The following is a 17,533-nucleotide window of genomic DNA, read 5'->3' on the forward strand; positions in this document are numbered from 1 at the left end:
TGTATTCCGTGGTGGGTATACATTTAGAATAAGGAGCCTTCTCCTTTTCGTCCAGTCAAAAAGGGGATACCAAAAGCATAATTCGAGCAGAAAGAGCTGCATGCTGCTCCATCCTCAAGCACTCACATCAAATTTATCCCCCCGAGAAACATTTTACACATAGACTGAAAAAAGAGACGTACAAATACGCCTCTTAAAAAAATCCCGGTATTAGACAGATTGATGCACATTTAACGAATCCGAGGTGACCATTTTCATGATCAGTCGAGCAAGTATTGCGCGTTCTGACTCACCTGCTACTGTCCATAAGTCTTTAAGCACCCGATCTTGATCGTTCTTCGGATCCACATGTTCGCTCAGATAATCACCGATCTTCTTTGCAAATGATGCAATCGTATCATCACTGACACCCATGTTTTCCGCCTGTTCCACTCGATCACCAAGAAAGTCTTTCCAATGTTGCCAGTTATCCAAAATTGACATGCTGATCTCCTCCTTATTTGTGATCCTTTATAGAATTCCTAAAGGTACACAACCTTATTCATAAGGAGCGTTCAACAATACCAGGCGCCGTTTATTGAGATCACTTGACCATTAATGTATGACGCTGAAGGACTCATTAAAAATTGGATTAATGCGCCAACTTCTTCGGGTGCAGCCAAACGGCCCATAGGAATTTCTTCCTTCACTAACTCAATATCTTCTTGACTGAATTTGCTCATCATCGGCGTGTCGACTGCACCCGGTGCGACCGCATTCACAGTAATGCCGCTTGGGGCAACTTCTTTTGCGAGTGCTTTAACAAAGGTGTTTTGTCCGCCTTTTACCATAGAGTAAAGGACTTCAGTTGCCGCTCCTTCCAATCCCCAAATGGATGAAACGAGCACGATCTTCCCAGTTTTCTCATGGATCATCGGCTGAACAAGCTGTTGTAGAATGCGAAATGGACTGGTGAGTTGCAATTGAATCGTTTTCTGAATCGTTTCTTCTTTTATATCCTGGAAGAGGTTAATATCGCTGTTGCCACTGGCATAGACAACTCCGTTAATTGGTGTGTTCAGCTGCTTAAGCAGCATATCGGGTCCATCTGCTTCAGAGAGATCCGCTTGAATACACGTGAAATCCTGTTCCGGGTAATTTTTGCTCAATGCAGCGGCCAGGCTCTGAACGGCCGCCTCAGCTTCATGATAATGCAAAAAAAGTGAAGCGCCGGAACCTGCCAGCGCTCGCGCAGCTGCGCCACCGATTGCCCCGCTGGCGCCGGTAATCAAAATTTTCTTCATTTTGTCCACTCCATCGCCGTTTTCATGATTCACTGCCTATCTTCCACTGACTTCATCGCTTTGCTTCGGCACAAGCACAGCACGTGGTTTACTGCCTTCATAAGGACCGACAATATGATTTTCCTCCATTGCATCGATCAAACGCGCAGCCCGATTGTAACCGATTTTGAACTTGCGCTGCAGCATTGAGACACTTGCCGTCTGCCTAGAGGTGACAAGCTGTACGGCGTCGTCAAATAATTCATCTTCGACCTTCTCTTGATGCTGTTCCGGCAGTTCTGCCGGTATCATATCTTGACGGTAACTTGCTTTCTGTTGACTAATCACATGATTGACGACCGCTTCAACTTCTTCGTCTGACAGAAAAGCACCTTGAATCCGGACAGGTTTTGAAGCACCGATCGGTAGAAACAGCATATCACCTTTTCCCAGCAGTTTTTCCGCTCCGCCTGAATCCAAAATTGTTCTTGAATCCATCATCGATGAAACACTGAATGCGATCCGAGATGGAATATTTGCCTTGATGACTCCTGTAATAATATCCACTGACGGCCGCTGTGTCGCAATAATCAGGTGAATTCCGGCAGCACGTGCCATTTGTGCAAGGCGAGTCACTGTCTCTTCAACATCCTTAGAAGCAACCATCATTAAGTCAGCAAGTTCATCAATAATGACTACAATATAAGGCATCAGCGGCTGCTTTTCTTCGTGCTCGTGATTAAATTTTCGAACCGCTTCATTATAGCTCTCCAAATTACGTGTGCCGCTCTGTGAGAAAAGTTCGTAACGTCTTTCCATTTCTCCAAGCACATTTTTGAGTCCAAGTGCCGCTTTTGCAGGGTCAGTCACAACAGGCGTCAACAGATGCGGAATTCCATTATATACGTTCAGTTCAACCATTTTCGGATCAATCATAAACAGTTTAACTTCACTCGGTTTCGTCCGCATAAGAAGTGTAATGATGATTCCGTTAATACAGACACTTTTTCCGCTGCCTGTCGCCCCGGCAACAAGCAGGTGAGGCATCCGATTTAAATCAGCAAGAATCGGTTCCCCGGAGATGTCGCGTCCAAGCCCAATGGTGAGTTTTGATGACGCACGTTTTGCATTCTTGGATTCAAGCACTTCTCTGAGACATACCATAGCGACTTCCTGATTCGGTACTTCAATGCCAACGGCTGATTTTCCGGGAATAGGCGCTTCGATACGAATATCCTTGGCGGCTAGAGCAAGCGCAAGGTCGTCGCTCAAACTGAGAATTCGGCTGACCTTCACCCCTGCTTCGGGGTACACTTCATAACGAGTAACGGCTGGCCCGAGATGAACTTCCTTAACAGTTGCACGTACGCCGAAACTTTCAAAGGTCCGTTCCAGAGTACGTACATTCTCCGCAATATGAGTGCGTTCATTATTCTGTGCATTTTTCCCTGGCGCTCTCAGTAAAGATAAAGGCGGTAATTGATAATCTGCATTCTCGACCGGCATTTGCGAGAAATCAGGAGTAACATCTTCTGCCGGTCCATCTTCATAATCTTCTGCCGACATCTGTTTGCTGTCCGTGGTGACCGGATCCTGCATATCCATGGATGTTTCATTAAAATCATGAATTTCAGGTTCTGATGATCTCTCCTCATGCGCCTCTTCAATAATTGGCAATTCATGCTCAGCCTCACGTCGTGATTCCTTCTTTTGTTTCGGTTTGCGTTCTCTCGCAAAAAAATTAGTCATTCCGTTCTTAAAATGAGCAGCACTCTTTTTCATTGATCGGAACAAGCCGCCAAACAATTTCTTTATGATATCGCGAAGTGAGTGACCGGTGATCAGAATAATGGACACAAGGAAGAGAAAGCCTGTCATAAAATAGGTTCCGGTCGTAGAAAAGAGGTAATAAAAAAAAGCGAACCCAATAGAACCGATCATTCCGCCCCCAAGTCCTTGACTTGGAATTGATCCTGACAATTCACCGCGAAAAAGCAGGAACGTATTCAAAATGACCGACCGATTCTGCCACACATTTATGGAAGACAACGCCTCAAATAACCGAACATGACTGACCAAGAGTAATGTAAATGTAAGTAAATAAATACCTGAAAGCCTTCGTGTAAAAAATTCCGGCTGTTTTCGAAACAGAATGTAATATACCGAAAGAACAAGAAAATAGAGGAGAAGAAGGACCCACCAATTTCCGGTGAACAACCGCGCTGCTTCTTTAATCACTTCTCCGGCAACGCCTAAATTACTGATACCAATACAGGTAAGCGCAAACATGCAGAGACCGCCTACTTCATAGATCAGGGTCTCTTTCCAGCCAATACTTGCGCGTGTGCGCTTCCTTTTTTTCTTTGCCATAATTCACGTGCACCTCATTTATTTCTTGTTACATACATGCTTGTCCTAAAGCTCTTCTGTCTTTAATTTACTCTAAATACCTGTTTTTGGCAAAGGATTACTGATCCTCCTTCTTGACCAATTCAACAGAGAGCAAATAAAAAAACCGAGCATTGACCCGGTTTTTAAAATTCCATGATAATTGGCAATATCATTGGACGGCGTTTGGTTTTGTCAAAAAAGTATCGACCTAGCGAATCTCTAATTCCACTTTTTAGCGATGACCACTCAGATACGTGCTGTGTCAGTGATTTCGACAGCACATCGGAAACGATATGATTAGCTTGATCTAAAAGATCTTCCGATTCACGAACATAAACGAATCCGCGTGTGATGATTTCAGGACCTGCAAGGATCTTCTTCGTCCTGCGTCCCAGAGTTACGACAACAATGACCGTACCATCCTGAGACAGCAAGCGGCGATCTCTTAACACAATATTACCCACATCGCCGACACCAAGTCCGTCAACAAGCAGCTGCCCGGCGGGAACTGAGTCCGACGATCTCGCTTCACCGTTTGTGAATTCCACAACATCGCCCTTGTCCAACAAAAATGTGCGGCTAGCGGGAATTCCCATAGATTCTGCAATCTCTTGATGTGCTTTCATCATTTTGAATTCACCATCAATCGGAACAACATACTTTGGCCGAGTTAATTGGAGCATCAATTTAATGTCCTCTTCAGAACCGTGACCCGAGATATGAACATCCTTGCCAAACACAACTTCAGCACCTTCGCTCATTAGCTGATCGATCGCATTCGTCACTGTTTTCTCATTACTTGGCGTTAAGGATGCCGCATAGATAATCAGATCTTTTTCCTTTAATCTCAGCTTCTTATGAAGATGATTAGCAAGACTCGTTAATGGGGTTAACGGATCTCCATCTGCACCGCTTGTCAATATGGCAAGCTCCTGTGCCGGCTGTTTTGTCGATTTTTCCCAATTGATTATGATACTTTCCGGAATGTCGAGAAAGCCTTCTTTGGAAGCGATCGAGATGATGCGGTCCAAATACTTCCCATCAATGGCTACCTTGCGATCATGTTCCGCACATGCATTAAAAAATTGCTGTATACGGTGAATATTGGTCGCATGGATGGAGACGATCACTCGTCCTTCCGCGGAATAGAGAATATGATTGAAACGATCGCCAATGAGTGCATCGGTTGGCGCTTTACCAGGAAGTTCTGCATGCTTGCTGTCAGACAACAGACAAAGAACACCTTTATCCCCTATTTCTGAAATTTTGCTGACATCCGTACGGACTCCTCCGACCGGAGTAAAGTCGAATTTGTAATCCCCTGTATGAACAACATAACCCTGTGCTGTTTGGATCGCATAACCGACAGAATCCGGAACACTGTGATAGGTTCTGAAACAGTCAATGATGCATTGCCCGATTTTTAAACGCTTATCCGGATTAATGGTATTAAATAAATCTTTTGGAAAACTGACACCTACTCTTCTGAGACTTTCCCACACAAAGGCTAGTGTCAAACGTGTTCCGTAGACAGGAACCTTCAGATCTCTCATCAGGTAAGGCAAGCCTCCAATATTCGCTTGATGGCCGTGCGTCAGAAATATACCTTTGATCTGATCGCGGCGATCAGCTAAATAAGAGACATCGGGAATTACTGTATCAACTCCGAGCATATCTTCGTGGGGATGCATTAATCCCGCATCAATAATATAAATGTCATGATTTACTTCAATGACTGTCATATTATTACCAATTTCGCCAACGCCGCCCATTGCATAAATTTTCACGCTGTCTTTCTTTGCATGTGTCAATGGGCATTCCTCCTATTAAGTTGAGCAGTCATCGCTATTGACCCGAACTAATCATTGGTTTTATTATACCCAATCCCTATCGCAAAGTACAATTTTTTCTCATTGATTTTGGAGGAGCAATCCAAGCCTTGTAATTCAGATCAACCGGATTCCTTCACCCCTATTTTTCTCAGTATGCGTGCACCGCTGCCCTCAACAGTATTAATTCATCATTGCAACAGGCAACACCCAGAATCTTATCATACAGTAACTTTCTCAGAAAAAGCCGCCGCAGAGACAATAGCCGCCTGTTTAAGTGCTTCGGTCAACTGATCAATGGCCACGCTTGGTGCGCCGTTTTTTGAGATCTGTTCAGGTAGAAAAGGAACATGTATGAATCCCCCGATTTTCGGCTTTTCAGTTTTTCTGAGTTCATGCATCAATCTATAAAAAACATGGTTGCAGACAAAGGATCCTGCATTTTCAGATAATTCAACCGGAATGCCCAATTCTTGAATAGCACGGATGATCTCATGAACAGGCAACGCGGACTTATATTTTTCCGGTCCGTCTTCCACGATGCTTTGATCATTGAGGACGACGCCTTCATTATCAGGATTTTCCGAGTCGCTTTTATTCATCGCAAACAGTTCTGGAGTAATTGCCTTACGTCCGCCAGCTTGTCCGACTGCAATAATGACATCGGGACAAATAACGCGTACTGATGCAAATAAGCGATCCGCAGCTTCTCTATAGGAAACTGGGAGTTTCGTTGCAAAAAGTTCAACGGTATCCGTTGCCTGCACCCCGTCCAATCGTCTCACAGCTTCCCATGAAGGATTCAGCTTACTTCCCCCAAACGGCGCAAAGCCGCTTAATAACACTCTCATCTCCGATTCCTCCATTAAGATCAAATAAAAAGATGAATCAAATGGTTGCTCTGATTCATCTTTTATCTTTCATTTATTTGCCAATTCTTATATCTGCAGTTTTCTTGAATTCCCGATAGATATTAACCAACGAACCAAGTTCTTGCTCAGTAAGGTCGACCATAGGCAAGCGAACGCTTCCAACATTAATGCCCAGCTTATTAAGAAGCGCTTTCACTGGCGCAGGGCTCGGCGCTGCAAACAGCTCGCGCATAAACGGGAGCATGTTTCGGTGCTGCTCCGCACTTTCTGAAACACGACCGTCAAGAAAAGCACTGATCATTTGTTTCATTTCCGGAGCAATGACATGAGACGAAACGGAAATCACTCCGTGACCGCCAATCGACAAGATCGGCAGCGTCAGTCCGTCGTCACCGCTGTACAGATGAAAATCATCTTTTGTTCCATTAATAATGGTGGCCATCTGATCCAAGTTCCCACTTGCTTCTTTAACAGCGACTATGTTGTCGATCTGCGACAAACGAATAATCGTTTCCGCTGAGATATTGACCTTTGAACGGCTCGGAATATTGTAAATGATAACCGGAACATCCACATGTTCTGCTATAGCTTTATAATGTGCGTACAAGCCAGCTTGATTCGGCTTATTGTAGTACGGAGCCACAGCCATGACTGCGTCTACGCCAAGCTTTGCCGCTTCCTTTGAAAAATCAACTGATAGTTTCGTATTGTTATTGCCTGTTCCGACAATAACCTTAATTCTTCCGTCGACGACACGAACCACATGTTCAAAAAGCATCAGTTTTTCTTCATGTGATAACGTGGGTGATTCGCCGGTAGTTCCCGCAACCACAACGCCATCCGAACCTGTTTTGATCAAATGTTCAATCAGGTCGGTGGTTCGTTCTAAACTTACTTTACCCTTTTCATCAAAAGGCGTGACCATGGCAGTTAACAATCGCCCAAAATCCATTTTTCTCACTCCTGTTTAGGATGTTCCAAGATTAATTCATCGTGTTCTGCCTCAAGATGAAAGGCTTTATGCAGCGCATTTACTGCATCCTTCATTTTATCTTGTTCGACAAGAACCCAAATGGTGTTGTGAGAATCAGCAGATTGTAAAATCCGGATTCCCTGTTCTGTTAAAGCATTGACGATTTTCGAAGCCACCCCAGGAACACCTGCCATACCCGCACCGACTGCAGACACCTTGGCACAATTCTTTTGAACCTCGGGAGCATATCCTCTCGCCTTCAAAATGGCTATCGCCTTTTCGGCAGACTGCTGACTAACCGTATAAACAACACCATTTGGACTAATATTAATTAAATCTACGCTAATTCCTTGTTCAGCCATTGCCTTGAACACTTTTGCCTGTAAATCAAATTCATTTTTTCCGGCACGTACCCTTATTTGGGTGACATCTCGCACATAAGTAATCCCAGTGACCGGACGCTCTACTAAATCCTGACCTCTGCCTGAACGGTCCATCGTTGTAACAATTGTCCCTAAGCTGTCAGACATGGTCGAGCGAATATGAATCGGGATCTTCGCTGTCATGGCAATTTCTACTGCTCGTGGATGAATGACCTTTGCTCCTTGATAAGCCAGATTGCATACTTCATTGTACGTAAGCATTGACAATCTGCGCGCGTCACTGACGATACGCGGATCGGCAGTCATGACCCCATTCACGTCAGTAAAAATATCAATCCATTCGGCATCAACTGCCGCACCGAGTGCAGCAGCCGAGGTATCGCTGCCTCCGCGCCCTAATGTCGTGATCTCACCATCTCTCGTTTGGCCTTGGAATCCAGCAACAACAATTGCATCGCAATCCTCCAGACGATTTAAGAGCGGGGTGACTTTCATTTCAATGATTTTAGCTTCATTGAAAGCGCCGTTTGTACGAAAACCCGCCTGAGCTCCAGTCATGGCCTCTGAACGAATACCTGCCTGCTTTAACAAATTTGAAAAAACGACCATGGATATTGTTTCGCCGCATGACATTAGAATATCTTTTTCGCGTGCGGAACTTTTACCATCACGAACGAGTGCAAGCAGCGTATCGGTCGCATATGGATCACCTGAGCGCCCCATTGCAGAGACGACAACAACAACCTTATAACCTTTTTTAACTGCTCTCGCGACATGCTCAACTGCGCGAGTTCTCATTTCTTCTGTTTGGACCGACGTTCCGCCAAACTTTTGCACAATGATCTTCAAATTATTCCACCCTTTCGCGTAAGGGAGATCAACATGGAGCAGGATTCATCGATCAGCTTCGCGGCGATTGTTCAGACACAATGTTCAGACCTTAACCAAGCCAAGCTTGAGAAGGCTTTCTGCAATTTGTACCGAATTCCATGCAGCACCCTTAAGTAAATTGTCAGAGACAATCCACATATGAAAACCGTTTGCTACGTCAGGATCGCGCCTAATACGACCGACAAACACTTCTTTTTTGCCCGATGCGTTGGACGGCATTGGGTAAACTTGATGTTCCGGGTCGTCTTCAAGAACAACACCCAGAGCATTTTTCAGAAGATCTTTCAGGTCCGATGCTTCAACATCTGTTTTGTCGATCTCAATGTATACAGACTCACCATGGCTGATACTTACCGGTACCCGCACGCAAGTCGCCGACACTTTGATTTCCTGATCGTCCATGATTTTTTTGGTCTCGTTTATCATTTTCATTTCTTCAAAAGTATAATCATTTGGTTGAAACAGATCAATCTGCGGAATAGCATTAAATGCCATCTGATAATGTTTCTTATCGCCCTTAACAGGCATAATCGCCGTTACCGGTGGCTCGCCATTCAAAACTGCTCTGGATTGATCCTCGAGCTCAGCGATCGCTTTAGCTCCCGCGCCGGAAACCGCTTGATACGTAGAGACAATAATTCGATTCAAACCATATGCCTGACGAATCGGTTCCAATGCTGCAACCATTTGAATCGTTGAGCAATTCGGATTGGCGATAATTCCATGATGCTCAAACAGCGCTTTTTCATTAACTTCTGGTACAACAAGCGGCACGTCTTTATCCATACGAAATGCACTTGTATTGTCAACAACAATCGCACCGCGTTTTGCAGCTTCCGGTGCAAGTTGTTTGGATACTGATCCGCCTGCGCTGAACAATGCTATGTCTATGTTCTCAAATGATTCGGGTTTTGCTTCATTTATTGTCCATTCTGTGCCGCCAAATGATACCTTTTTCCCTGCTGAACGTGCTGAAGCCAGCGGATAAAGCGATTTAACCGGCAAAGGAGAACTTTCAAGCATTTTGAGCATACGCGTACCGACAGCACCGGTGACACCGACAACTGCCACATTCAAGCCTTCTGATTTAAGCAAACCCATCTCTCCTCTATTTTCCTAACTGTTTTTTCCTATTATTATATAATTAATAATGGCTTAAAGAAAAGGACAAATCAAAAAATGTCCTTTTTCACCGAAAAATACAGTTTAATTTTATCATAATTTATTCAAGAGAGAAGCAGAGACCCATTTATTTTTTTTATTTTTAGCTTTATTTACGTATCATGTTCATGATCAGCTTATGAGGGGGCATTAAAAAGCCCCAGCATTCGTGACCTTCAGCCAGCTGATCAATTCACAAATTTTATTGAAACAACATGGGAAGATGAGTATCCAATAAACCAAATCAAAAGATAACGTCACTTTATTTTTCGAGGAGAATCGGCTGCTTTTGCCTACCAAGTATTGCATCTTCCACGGTATCAATCAAGAGATTCATATGAGAGACAAGCGAATTCGGTTTATGAATCGGATCATCCTGACCGAATGGAATAAAATAAATGTTTTTCGAAACAATCAATTTGGCAATGTTTTGCAGATTCAACCCCAATCCGTCATTGGTAGATACGCCGAGAACAACCGGGCTTTCGTTTCGAAGCGTCGCTTTTGCTGCCATAAGAACCGGGCTGTCTGTCTGCGCATTAGCAAACTTGCTCATTGAATTCCCTGTCAAAGGCGCGATGACCATACAGTCAAGTGGTTTTTTCGGTCCGTAGGGCTCAGCATCAACAATGGAATCGACAACCTTCTGCCCACTTATTTCCTCCACTTTGCTGATCCAGTCACTTGCCTTGCCGAAACGGGTATCGGTCGTTTTCACAGTATACGTAACAAATACAGACACCTTGCACCCGGCCTCAACCAGCTTTTCAATCTGAGGAACAACTTGACTATACGTACAGTGAGACCCTGTGATGCCAAATCCAATGTGTTTTCCCTTCAGATTCATGACTCATCCTCCTCTGAGAACTTTTGAAGTAATAATTCCGTAAGCACATTAGCGATAATTCTGCCCGCAGTTTTCGGCGCCACCATCCCCGGCAACCCCGGTGTAATCATTGCTTTAATGCCTCTTTTTTTGGCATAGCGAAAATCCGTTCCTCCCGGAAGTGACGCAATATCAATGATAAAGCTGCTTGCCGGCATTTTTGACAGTACTTTACTTGTCAATACCAGAGCAGGTATCGTGTTAATGCATATTTCATTGTCTTCCACTTCTTTTTCTAATTCCTTTAAATAAAAGGCTTTAACACCCATTTCTACGGCGCGGGCAATCTGTTCCGGATTCCGCGATCCAACTTTTACGTGTGCACCAAGTGCATGAAACGTACGGGCGATACTCATTCCGGTTCGGCCGAGCCCAAGTACAATAACATTTGCTTGGTGAATGGTAATATCCGTGTTCTGAATGACCATCATTAATGTTCCTTCAACGGTTGGTATCGAATTGTAGATTGCCACATCATCTCTGGCAAACAATTTCACAACCTCACGCTGCGTATCTTCAGAGACTTTATTGAGATAAGGTGTCGAAATACCCGAATAAACGGTGCAATGTTCAGGTGTTTCAGCAAGCCATTCTTTTGAAAGATTCACCGTTTCATTTGAGAAGGTGGTTTCTACGTTGCCTTCATGATCAGTCCCGCTTACGGGCAAAATAATGCTGTCTACTTCTTTAGCATTAATTTCATCCATATTAACCTTGGATGCTCCGTTAAAATTTCGATCCAGCTGATCAAAACCGACAAGCGACAGATGAGCATCGAGCGCAGTTAATTTATTGATGACTTCAATCTGTCGGGCGTCCCCTCCCATGATCACGATATGTCTGTTTGTCAGCATCGACATTCCCTCCGCTCGGCTATTTTCTTCCATTTTTCGTGCATAGCCGTTTTTTCTTCCAACACTTTATGGTATGACAAATACCCGGTAGTGTGAAATTCTTGGGCGCGCAAAAAGGGCTCGGAATCGTTTGATTCCGAGCCTGAAAGAGTCTAGATCATTTTGCGTATTCGATTACTGGACCGTGTGTTGATCAGCAATAAATATAGAGTAAGCTTAATGTATTAAAAGGACTTAAAGTGCCACGGGCAAGTCACCTGTCGGACTGACCACGGAACAGGAGTATGGTTTCTCAAATACTTCTTGTGCCACGCGATGCACATCACCTAACGTAACCGCATCAATTAATGCAATGGTTTCGTCAATGGATCGCTCTCTACCGAGAATGAGTTCATTCTTAGCATTTCTGCCCATCCTGCCGTTTGTACTTTCCAATCCGAAAATCAGGTTGCCCTTAATTTGTGCCTTACTGCTCTCAAGTTCCTTATCTGAAATACCATGATCCGTCAAACGATGAATGGATTCAAGTATTGTTTTCCCCAAATCTTCAATTTGATTTGCGCCAGTTCCTCCGTAAATGGTGAGCAGGCCGCTGTCTTTGAACGCAGTATGGAATGAAAAAACAGAATAAGCAAGTCCGCGTTCCTCGCGCACTTCTTGAAAAAGTCTGCTGCTCATACCGCCTCCAAGTGTGTTGTTCATAACCATCAGAGGTGCCATCGAACGATCACGACTGCTGTATCCCGAGAATCCGAGACAGATATGTGCCTGCTCCGTTTCCTTTTTGCGTGCAATTTTGCCGGGATTGAACGACGGTGCCGGTTGGCGCTCATCCGCATCTGGTATTTCATATAATGAAAAAATATCTTCGATTTCATTGAGAAATTCTACAGGCACATTGCCCGCCACTGAGATCACAATATTGTCAGGTGTGTAATGCATTTGCATATGAGCTCTTAAATCATCCGGTCCGAAATCAGATAACGTCTTTTGTGTACCGAGAATCGGATACCCGAGCGGATGATGAGCAAAACTCGTTGCACTGAGCAGATCGTGAACCAAATCATCCGGCGTATCCTCATACATTTTGATTTCTTCACCGATCACTTGTTTTTCTTTTTCCATATCGTCTTTATCAAAACGAGAATGGAAGAACATATCCGCAAGCACACGCATCGCGTAGCCTGCGTCTTTGTCCATCACTTTCGCGTAGTAACATGTGCTTTCTTTCGAGGTGAACGCATTCACCTGACCGCCGATTTTGTCGAACGCTTCGGCAATTTCACGTGAGTTTCGCGTCTGGGTACCTTTAAACAACATATGCTCAATAAAGTGCGAGATACCATTATTCGATTCATTTTCATATCTGGATCCTGTTCCAACCCATATGCCGATACTTACCGAGCGCACAGTAGGAATATTCTCCAGCAATAGACGCACACCGTTTGACAATTTCTTTTTAATAACCACTAACTAATCCCCCTGTAACCTTATCAATCCGCTAATCTATTATTTTATACTACTATATCACGATGAAAATAAGCAGACAAATAGATTCGACTTTTGGTTGAGTCAAGCAATTGTAGGCAGAAATTTTTATGACTAGGTAAGTAAGCGTATTCACTGTTTTAGGGGTTGTCCTTGTTGAATCTTTGTTGTCTTTTAAAAACCTTTCAGCGCCTTCAGTGCCCGATGTATCGGAATGCCTGATTTACCTTGCAGATACTGTAAGTTGCCTTGCGCCCATTCACCCACGGTATGCGTGACTTTCTCCACGTAGTGTTTCGGAGGTTTTGCCTCGTCCTGCTTGACCTCATTCCAACGGTCCATGCGACCAAACAGCGTTTGGAGACCCATGTGATCCATCTGGGCAACCAGGCCGTTCATCATCGCCTGTTTCCCTTTCTCGACCCAACTGCGGCCGTTCTTCATGCGTTTGGCCAATTGGCTCATCGTCGCTTCCGCACTACCCATTGTCCGCATCCCCTCCGTGTTGATCGCGAATGTTTCCAGCCATTTTCGATAATCGCCTAATGCTTCCGGATAGTTCTCAAGTTGCTGGATGAGTGCCTCCAGCCGTTCTTCCTGTGTTTCGCTTTCAAGAGTGCCAACCGCACTATTGAGTTCAGTCACCACCGCTGTGCCATCCCAGGCGCGCAAGGCTTTTCGAACGTTTTTGTACCGAGGATGCCCGAAAAACAGACGGCGAATGTCCCGAATCACGTGGAAGCGGTCGATACAAAAGAAGGCGCGATCTCGGAAATAGTCGCGACAAGCCGTTATCCAGCTGGCTCCGTCTCCGTTAATGACTAGCTTGTGCACGATGGGGTCGTAATCATAGGTCTCTGTCAAGAAATCCTCGAGCGCTTCCCAAAATGGCTGCTTCCCTCGGTGGATGAAATGGCGCTTCTCTTTCAGTTGGATCCGCTTCCCGTTTTCTTCCCATCCTTGATGGATCTTGGCCACGCGTTCCTCCTTGCCTCGCACGCCTTTTTCCTGATGCTTGACAAACAAACCGTCGACCTCGATAAAAAGAACTTGATGATGGATCGTTTCCCGTGGGTTCGGGATCGGTGTCGTCTCAAGCAGATGCCGCCGAATCGCTTCATGACTGATGGCCGAATAGCCAAGAAACGTCTCCAGAGCCCGGGCTGCCTTGCGATAGGATGGGCCCTGAATCGCCAGTTCAATCGCTGCTTCCTCAACCATCGGGCTGAGATGACCGGCATTTTCAAAGTCCAAATACCGATCCAGGAGATAGACATATTCGTTCTGGGTTCGGTCGCGATAGTACGTGCGTTCGACCGTGAGTTCACCGAAAAGGCTGGTGATTTGAAGCGGGCGTTTACTCACCCATCGATACTGTTTTTTATCTCGTTCGTCGGCAATCTGTTGGTCCATATCCTCCAAGAGCTTTTTCATCACTTGAGCAAAGGTTTCCTGTACCTGTCGCCAGACCAGTTGTTCCAATTGTTTTAAATTCATGTACACTGTGCTATTCTGTTTCATGAGGGTGCTCCTTCCGAATCGTTGTGCTCAACTTTGATTCTACCAAGGGGTCACCCTCTTTTCCATAGCGATCGCTTCTCGGCCCTACCGCGCTACCGCTTGGTGTCCTTGATTTCCAGTTAACGGATATTTCCATTAGCTGGAAATCAAGGCTATTTTTCTGCCTACAATTATTTTACTCCTACCGACTTTTTCCAACATTAGGTGTTTATTTCCAAACTGATGAGTTCATAAATAAAATTATATGATTGAAAATCTGAAAAATACATCAATGAGAGAATCTGCCTGTTTTTCGGCAAAAAAAAAAGACAGGTAATCCTGTCATGCCAAAAAATGATAAGTTATGGCTGTGTCGTGCTTTTTACCTGTTCTGCAGCTTCTTTTTTTTGTTCAAGTAATACTTTGCGTGAGAGTTTAACACGACCCTGACGGTCGACATCAATCACCTTTACGCGAAGTTCATCGCCAACTTTAACTACATCTTCAACGTTTCCCACACGATTTGTATCGAGTTCGGATATATGAACGAGCCCGTCTGTATGACCAAATAGCGAAACGAAAGCTCCAAATTTTTCAATTCGTTTCACCTTACCGACAAAGATGTCACCTACATGTGCGACACGCACCAAATCTTCGATGATTTCTTTTGCCTTTTTCCCATTTTCCTCGCTAATCGAAAAAATCATGATTGACCCGTCTTGTTCAATATCAATTTTAACGCCGGTCTGATCAATAATCTTATTAATCATTTTTCCGCTTGGACCGATAACATCCCTTATTTTATCAGGATTAATGGTCATTTTAATCAGTTTGGGAGCAAAAGCTGCCAAGTGTTCGCGCGGAGCAGCTATAGTTTCCAAAATGGTCGCCATAATTTTCATGCGTCCCTCTCTTGCCTGCTCCAGCGCTTTGCTCAAAATGTCACGTGTCACACCGGAAATTTTAATATCCATCTGCAAAGCGGTAACACCTTTTTCTGTTCCCGCACATTTAAAGTCCATATCGCCAAGAGAGTCTTCCATACCCTGAATATCTGTAAGAATAACCACGTCATCGCCATGCTTTACGAGTCCCATTGCAATCCCTGCGACTGGTGCTTTGATTGGAACACCGGCATCCATTAATGCCAAAGTACTTCCGCAAATACTTGCCTGTGAGGATGATCCGTTTGATTCAAGCACTTCAGAGACGCACCGGATCATATAAGGAAAGTCCTGCTCGTCGGGAATGACCGGAGCAAGAGCCCGTTCTCCGAGCGCTCCGTGGCCGATCTCTCTTCGTCCTGGTGAGCGTGATGCCCTGGCTTCACCTGTACTGAATCCCGGAAAATTATAGTGATGGATGAAGCGTTTCGTCTCTCCTGCTTCGAAATCATCCAAAGTTTGCGCCTCTCCAAGCGGGGCAAGTGTGCACACACTCAATGCCTGTGTCTGTCCGCGCGTAAATAATCCTGATCCATGAGCACGTGGAAGCAGTCCGACGCGTGCTGAAAGCGGTCTGATCTCGTCAATTGCGCGCCCATCCGGTCGCAGGTGTTCCACAACAATCATTCGTCGAACCGCTTCTTTGAGAACCGTATGTAAAACGTCTTCAACAAGTTCTAAATCAACCGGAACTTCCGCATCCCCATTCTCGGCTTCGAAAATAGAAATAATCGACGTATTCACTGCTCGAATAGCAGCATCTCGCGCTTGCTTTTCTTCTGTACGCATCGCCTGATTTAGTCGATCCCCTACCATGGAACGAATGCGCTTTTCCAAATCATCTGCTGCTTTATAGAGTTTGACGTCCATCTTTTCTTTGCCGTTCTCAGCAACAATGTGTTCTTCGAATGCAATTATATTTTTGATTTGTTCGTGTGCAAACAAAATGGCGTCGAGCATCGTTTCCTCGGGAATCTGATCTGCCCCGGCCTCCACCATATTAATGGCAGCTTTCGTTCCGGCAACGGTCAAATGCAAATCGCTCTTTTTTGCTTGTTCAACGGTTGGGTTAACAATAAATTCGCCGTCTACCCTACCGATAATTACACCGGCAATCGGTCCGTCAAATGGTACGTTTGAAAGTGAAAGTGCCAAAGACGAACCAAGCATCGCAGCCATCTGCGCGCTGCAGTCCAGATCTAAACTAAGCACCATGTTTCCGATCAGCACCTCATTCCTGAACCCTTCAGGAAACAGCGGTCGAAGCGGACGATCAATCATACGGGCGGAAAGAGTTGCCATATCACTCGGCCGTCCCTCTCTTTTTATAAATCCACCCGGTATCTTTCCCACAGCATATGTACGTTCATCATAATTTACCGTCAGCGGAAAAAATGATCCTTCTTTAGGTTCTTTTGATGCGGTGACCGTGGATAGAATGACTGTATCCCCGTAATAAACAAGAGCTGCACCATTTGCTTGTTTTGCAACTTCTCCGATTTCAACGCGCAGAGGCCGACCTGCCCAATCAAACGAATACACTTTTTTACCGGTTTGCATTATCGTAACACCTCTTTCCCCATCCTTATCGCGCGTACCCAGATTATTCTTTCAATCGTATTGTTTGCGCAATTTCTCTTATATAAAAAAGCGGGAATGCTCCCGCTTTTTGACTTACTTATCGGCGCAGGCCCAATTTAGTGATGAGCTCGCGATATCTCTTGACATCATTTTCACGAAGGTATGTGAGAAGGTTACGGCGTTTGCCGACCATTTTCAGAAGGCCTCGGCGTGAATGATGATCTTTCTTATGCTGCTTCAAGTGATCGTTTAACGCGTTGATTTGCTTCGTCAGTACAGCGATCTGTACTTCGGGTGAACCCGTATCGTTTTCATGAGTTGCGAACTCGTGAATCAGGTTCGTTTTTTCTTCTTTTGATAATGCCACTTATGTTCACCTCCTGAACTCGAATCCCCGCATGCATCGCTGTCGCCGGTGGAGCAAACAGCCAAGCAAGGGTTCCTGTACGATTAAATCGTACTGGTTAATAATACATGTTTACAACCTGTATTTCAAGTGAAACTGAAACAAAATAAAT

Annotated in this window: 14 protein-coding genes; all 14 read right to left on the reverse strand. The window is 44.8% G+C overall.

The genetic code is table 11. The features are described 5' to 3' along the window. Window positions 1-210: 210 nt before the first annotated feature. Window positions 211-483, reverse strand: a complete 273-nt coding sequence (locus AC1MBV_RS01855; protein ID WP_255746365.1) for a DUF3243 domain-containing protein — start codon at window positions 481-483, stop codon at window positions 211-213. A 71-nt stretch (window positions 484-554) separates the two neighbouring features. After that, window positions 555-1,283, reverse strand: a complete 729-nt coding sequence (gene ymfI, locus AC1MBV_RS01860) for an elongation factor P 5-aminopentanone reductase (protein ID WP_480947432.1) — start codon at window positions 1,281-1,283, stop codon at window positions 555-557. A 36-nt stretch (window positions 1,284-1,319) separates the two neighbouring features. Further along, on the reverse strand, window positions 1,320-3,632 hold the full coding sequence (locus AC1MBV_RS01865; RefSeq protein WP_480947433.1) for a DNA translocase FtsK: 2,313 nt from the start codon (window positions 3,630-3,632) through the stop codon (window positions 1,320-1,322). A 164-nt stretch (window positions 3,633-3,796) separates the two neighbouring features. Continuing rightward, entirely contained in the window at window positions 3,797-5,464 is a 1,668-nt protein-coding gene (locus tag AC1MBV_RS01870; RefSeq protein ID WP_255746360.1) for a ribonuclease J, read from the reverse strand. Window positions 5,465-5,703: 239 nt separating this feature from the next. Further along, window positions 5,704-6,333: a pyroglutamyl-peptidase I gene (gene pcp / locus AC1MBV_RS01875; RefSeq protein ID WP_480947434.1), complete on the reverse strand. Its 630-nt coding sequence runs from the start codon at window positions 6,331-6,333 to the stop codon at window positions 5,704-5,706. A gap of 73 nt (window positions 6,334-6,406) precedes the next feature. Then, complete coding sequence (dapA, locus tag AC1MBV_RS01880; protein ID WP_255746358.1) at window positions 6,407-7,306, reverse strand: 4-hydroxy-tetrahydrodipicolinate synthase; 900 nt, start codon at window positions 7,304-7,306, stop codon at window positions 6,407-6,409. 5 nt (window positions 7,307-7,311) lie between these two features. After that, the gene (dapG, locus tag AC1MBV_RS01885) at window positions 7,312-8,559 is read right to left on the reverse strand and encodes an aspartate kinase (RefSeq protein WP_480947435.1); all 1,248 of its coding nucleotides are present in this window, start codon (window positions 8,557-8,559) and stop codon (window positions 7,312-7,314) included. Between the two features lie 84 nt (window positions 8,560-8,643). Beyond that, window positions 8,644-9,702, reverse strand: a complete 1,059-nt coding sequence (gene asd / locus AC1MBV_RS01890; protein ID WP_480947436.1) for an aspartate-semialdehyde dehydrogenase — start codon at window positions 9,700-9,702, stop codon at window positions 8,644-8,646. 322 nt (window positions 9,703-10,024) lie between these two features. Then, a complete protein-coding gene (locus tag AC1MBV_RS01895; protein WP_255746354.1) occupies window positions 10,025-10,609 on the reverse strand; it encodes a dipicolinate synthase subunit B in 585 nt (194 codons plus the stop codon). After that, window positions 10,606-11,502, reverse strand: coding sequence for a dipicolinic acid synthetase subunit A (gene dpaA / locus AC1MBV_RS01900; protein WP_255746353.1), 897 nt, complete (start codon window positions 11,500-11,502; stop codon window positions 10,606-10,608). Before dpaA ends, AC1MBV_RS01895 begins: the two co-directional genes overlap by 4 nt. Window positions 11,503-11,736: 234 nt before the next feature. Then, complete coding sequence (locus tag AC1MBV_RS01905) at window positions 11,737-12,972, reverse strand: M16 family metallopeptidase (RefSeq protein WP_480947437.1); 1,236 nt, start codon at window positions 12,970-12,972, stop codon at window positions 11,737-11,739. A gap of 192 nt (window positions 12,973-13,164) precedes the next feature. Further along, window positions 13,165-14,511 (reverse strand): ISLre2 family transposase, encoded by a 1,347-nt coding sequence (locus AC1MBV_RS01910; protein WP_480947438.1) that lies wholly within the window; start codon window positions 14,509-14,511, stop codon window positions 13,165-13,167. 341 nt (window positions 14,512-14,852) lie between these two features. Next, entirely contained in the window at window positions 14,853-16,994 is a 2,142-nt protein-coding gene (gene pnp, locus AC1MBV_RS01915; protein ID WP_255746348.1) for a polyribonucleotide nucleotidyltransferase, read from the reverse strand. 118 nt (window positions 16,995-17,112) lie between these two features. After that, window positions 17,113-17,382, reverse strand: a complete 270-nt coding sequence (rpsO, locus tag AC1MBV_RS01920) for a 30S ribosomal protein S15 (protein WP_255746346.1) — start codon at window positions 17,380-17,382, stop codon at window positions 17,113-17,115. Between the last annotated feature and the right edge of the window lie 151 nt (window positions 17,383-17,533).

The organism is Sporolactobacillus sp. PKPK-6 (assembly GCF_056678885.1).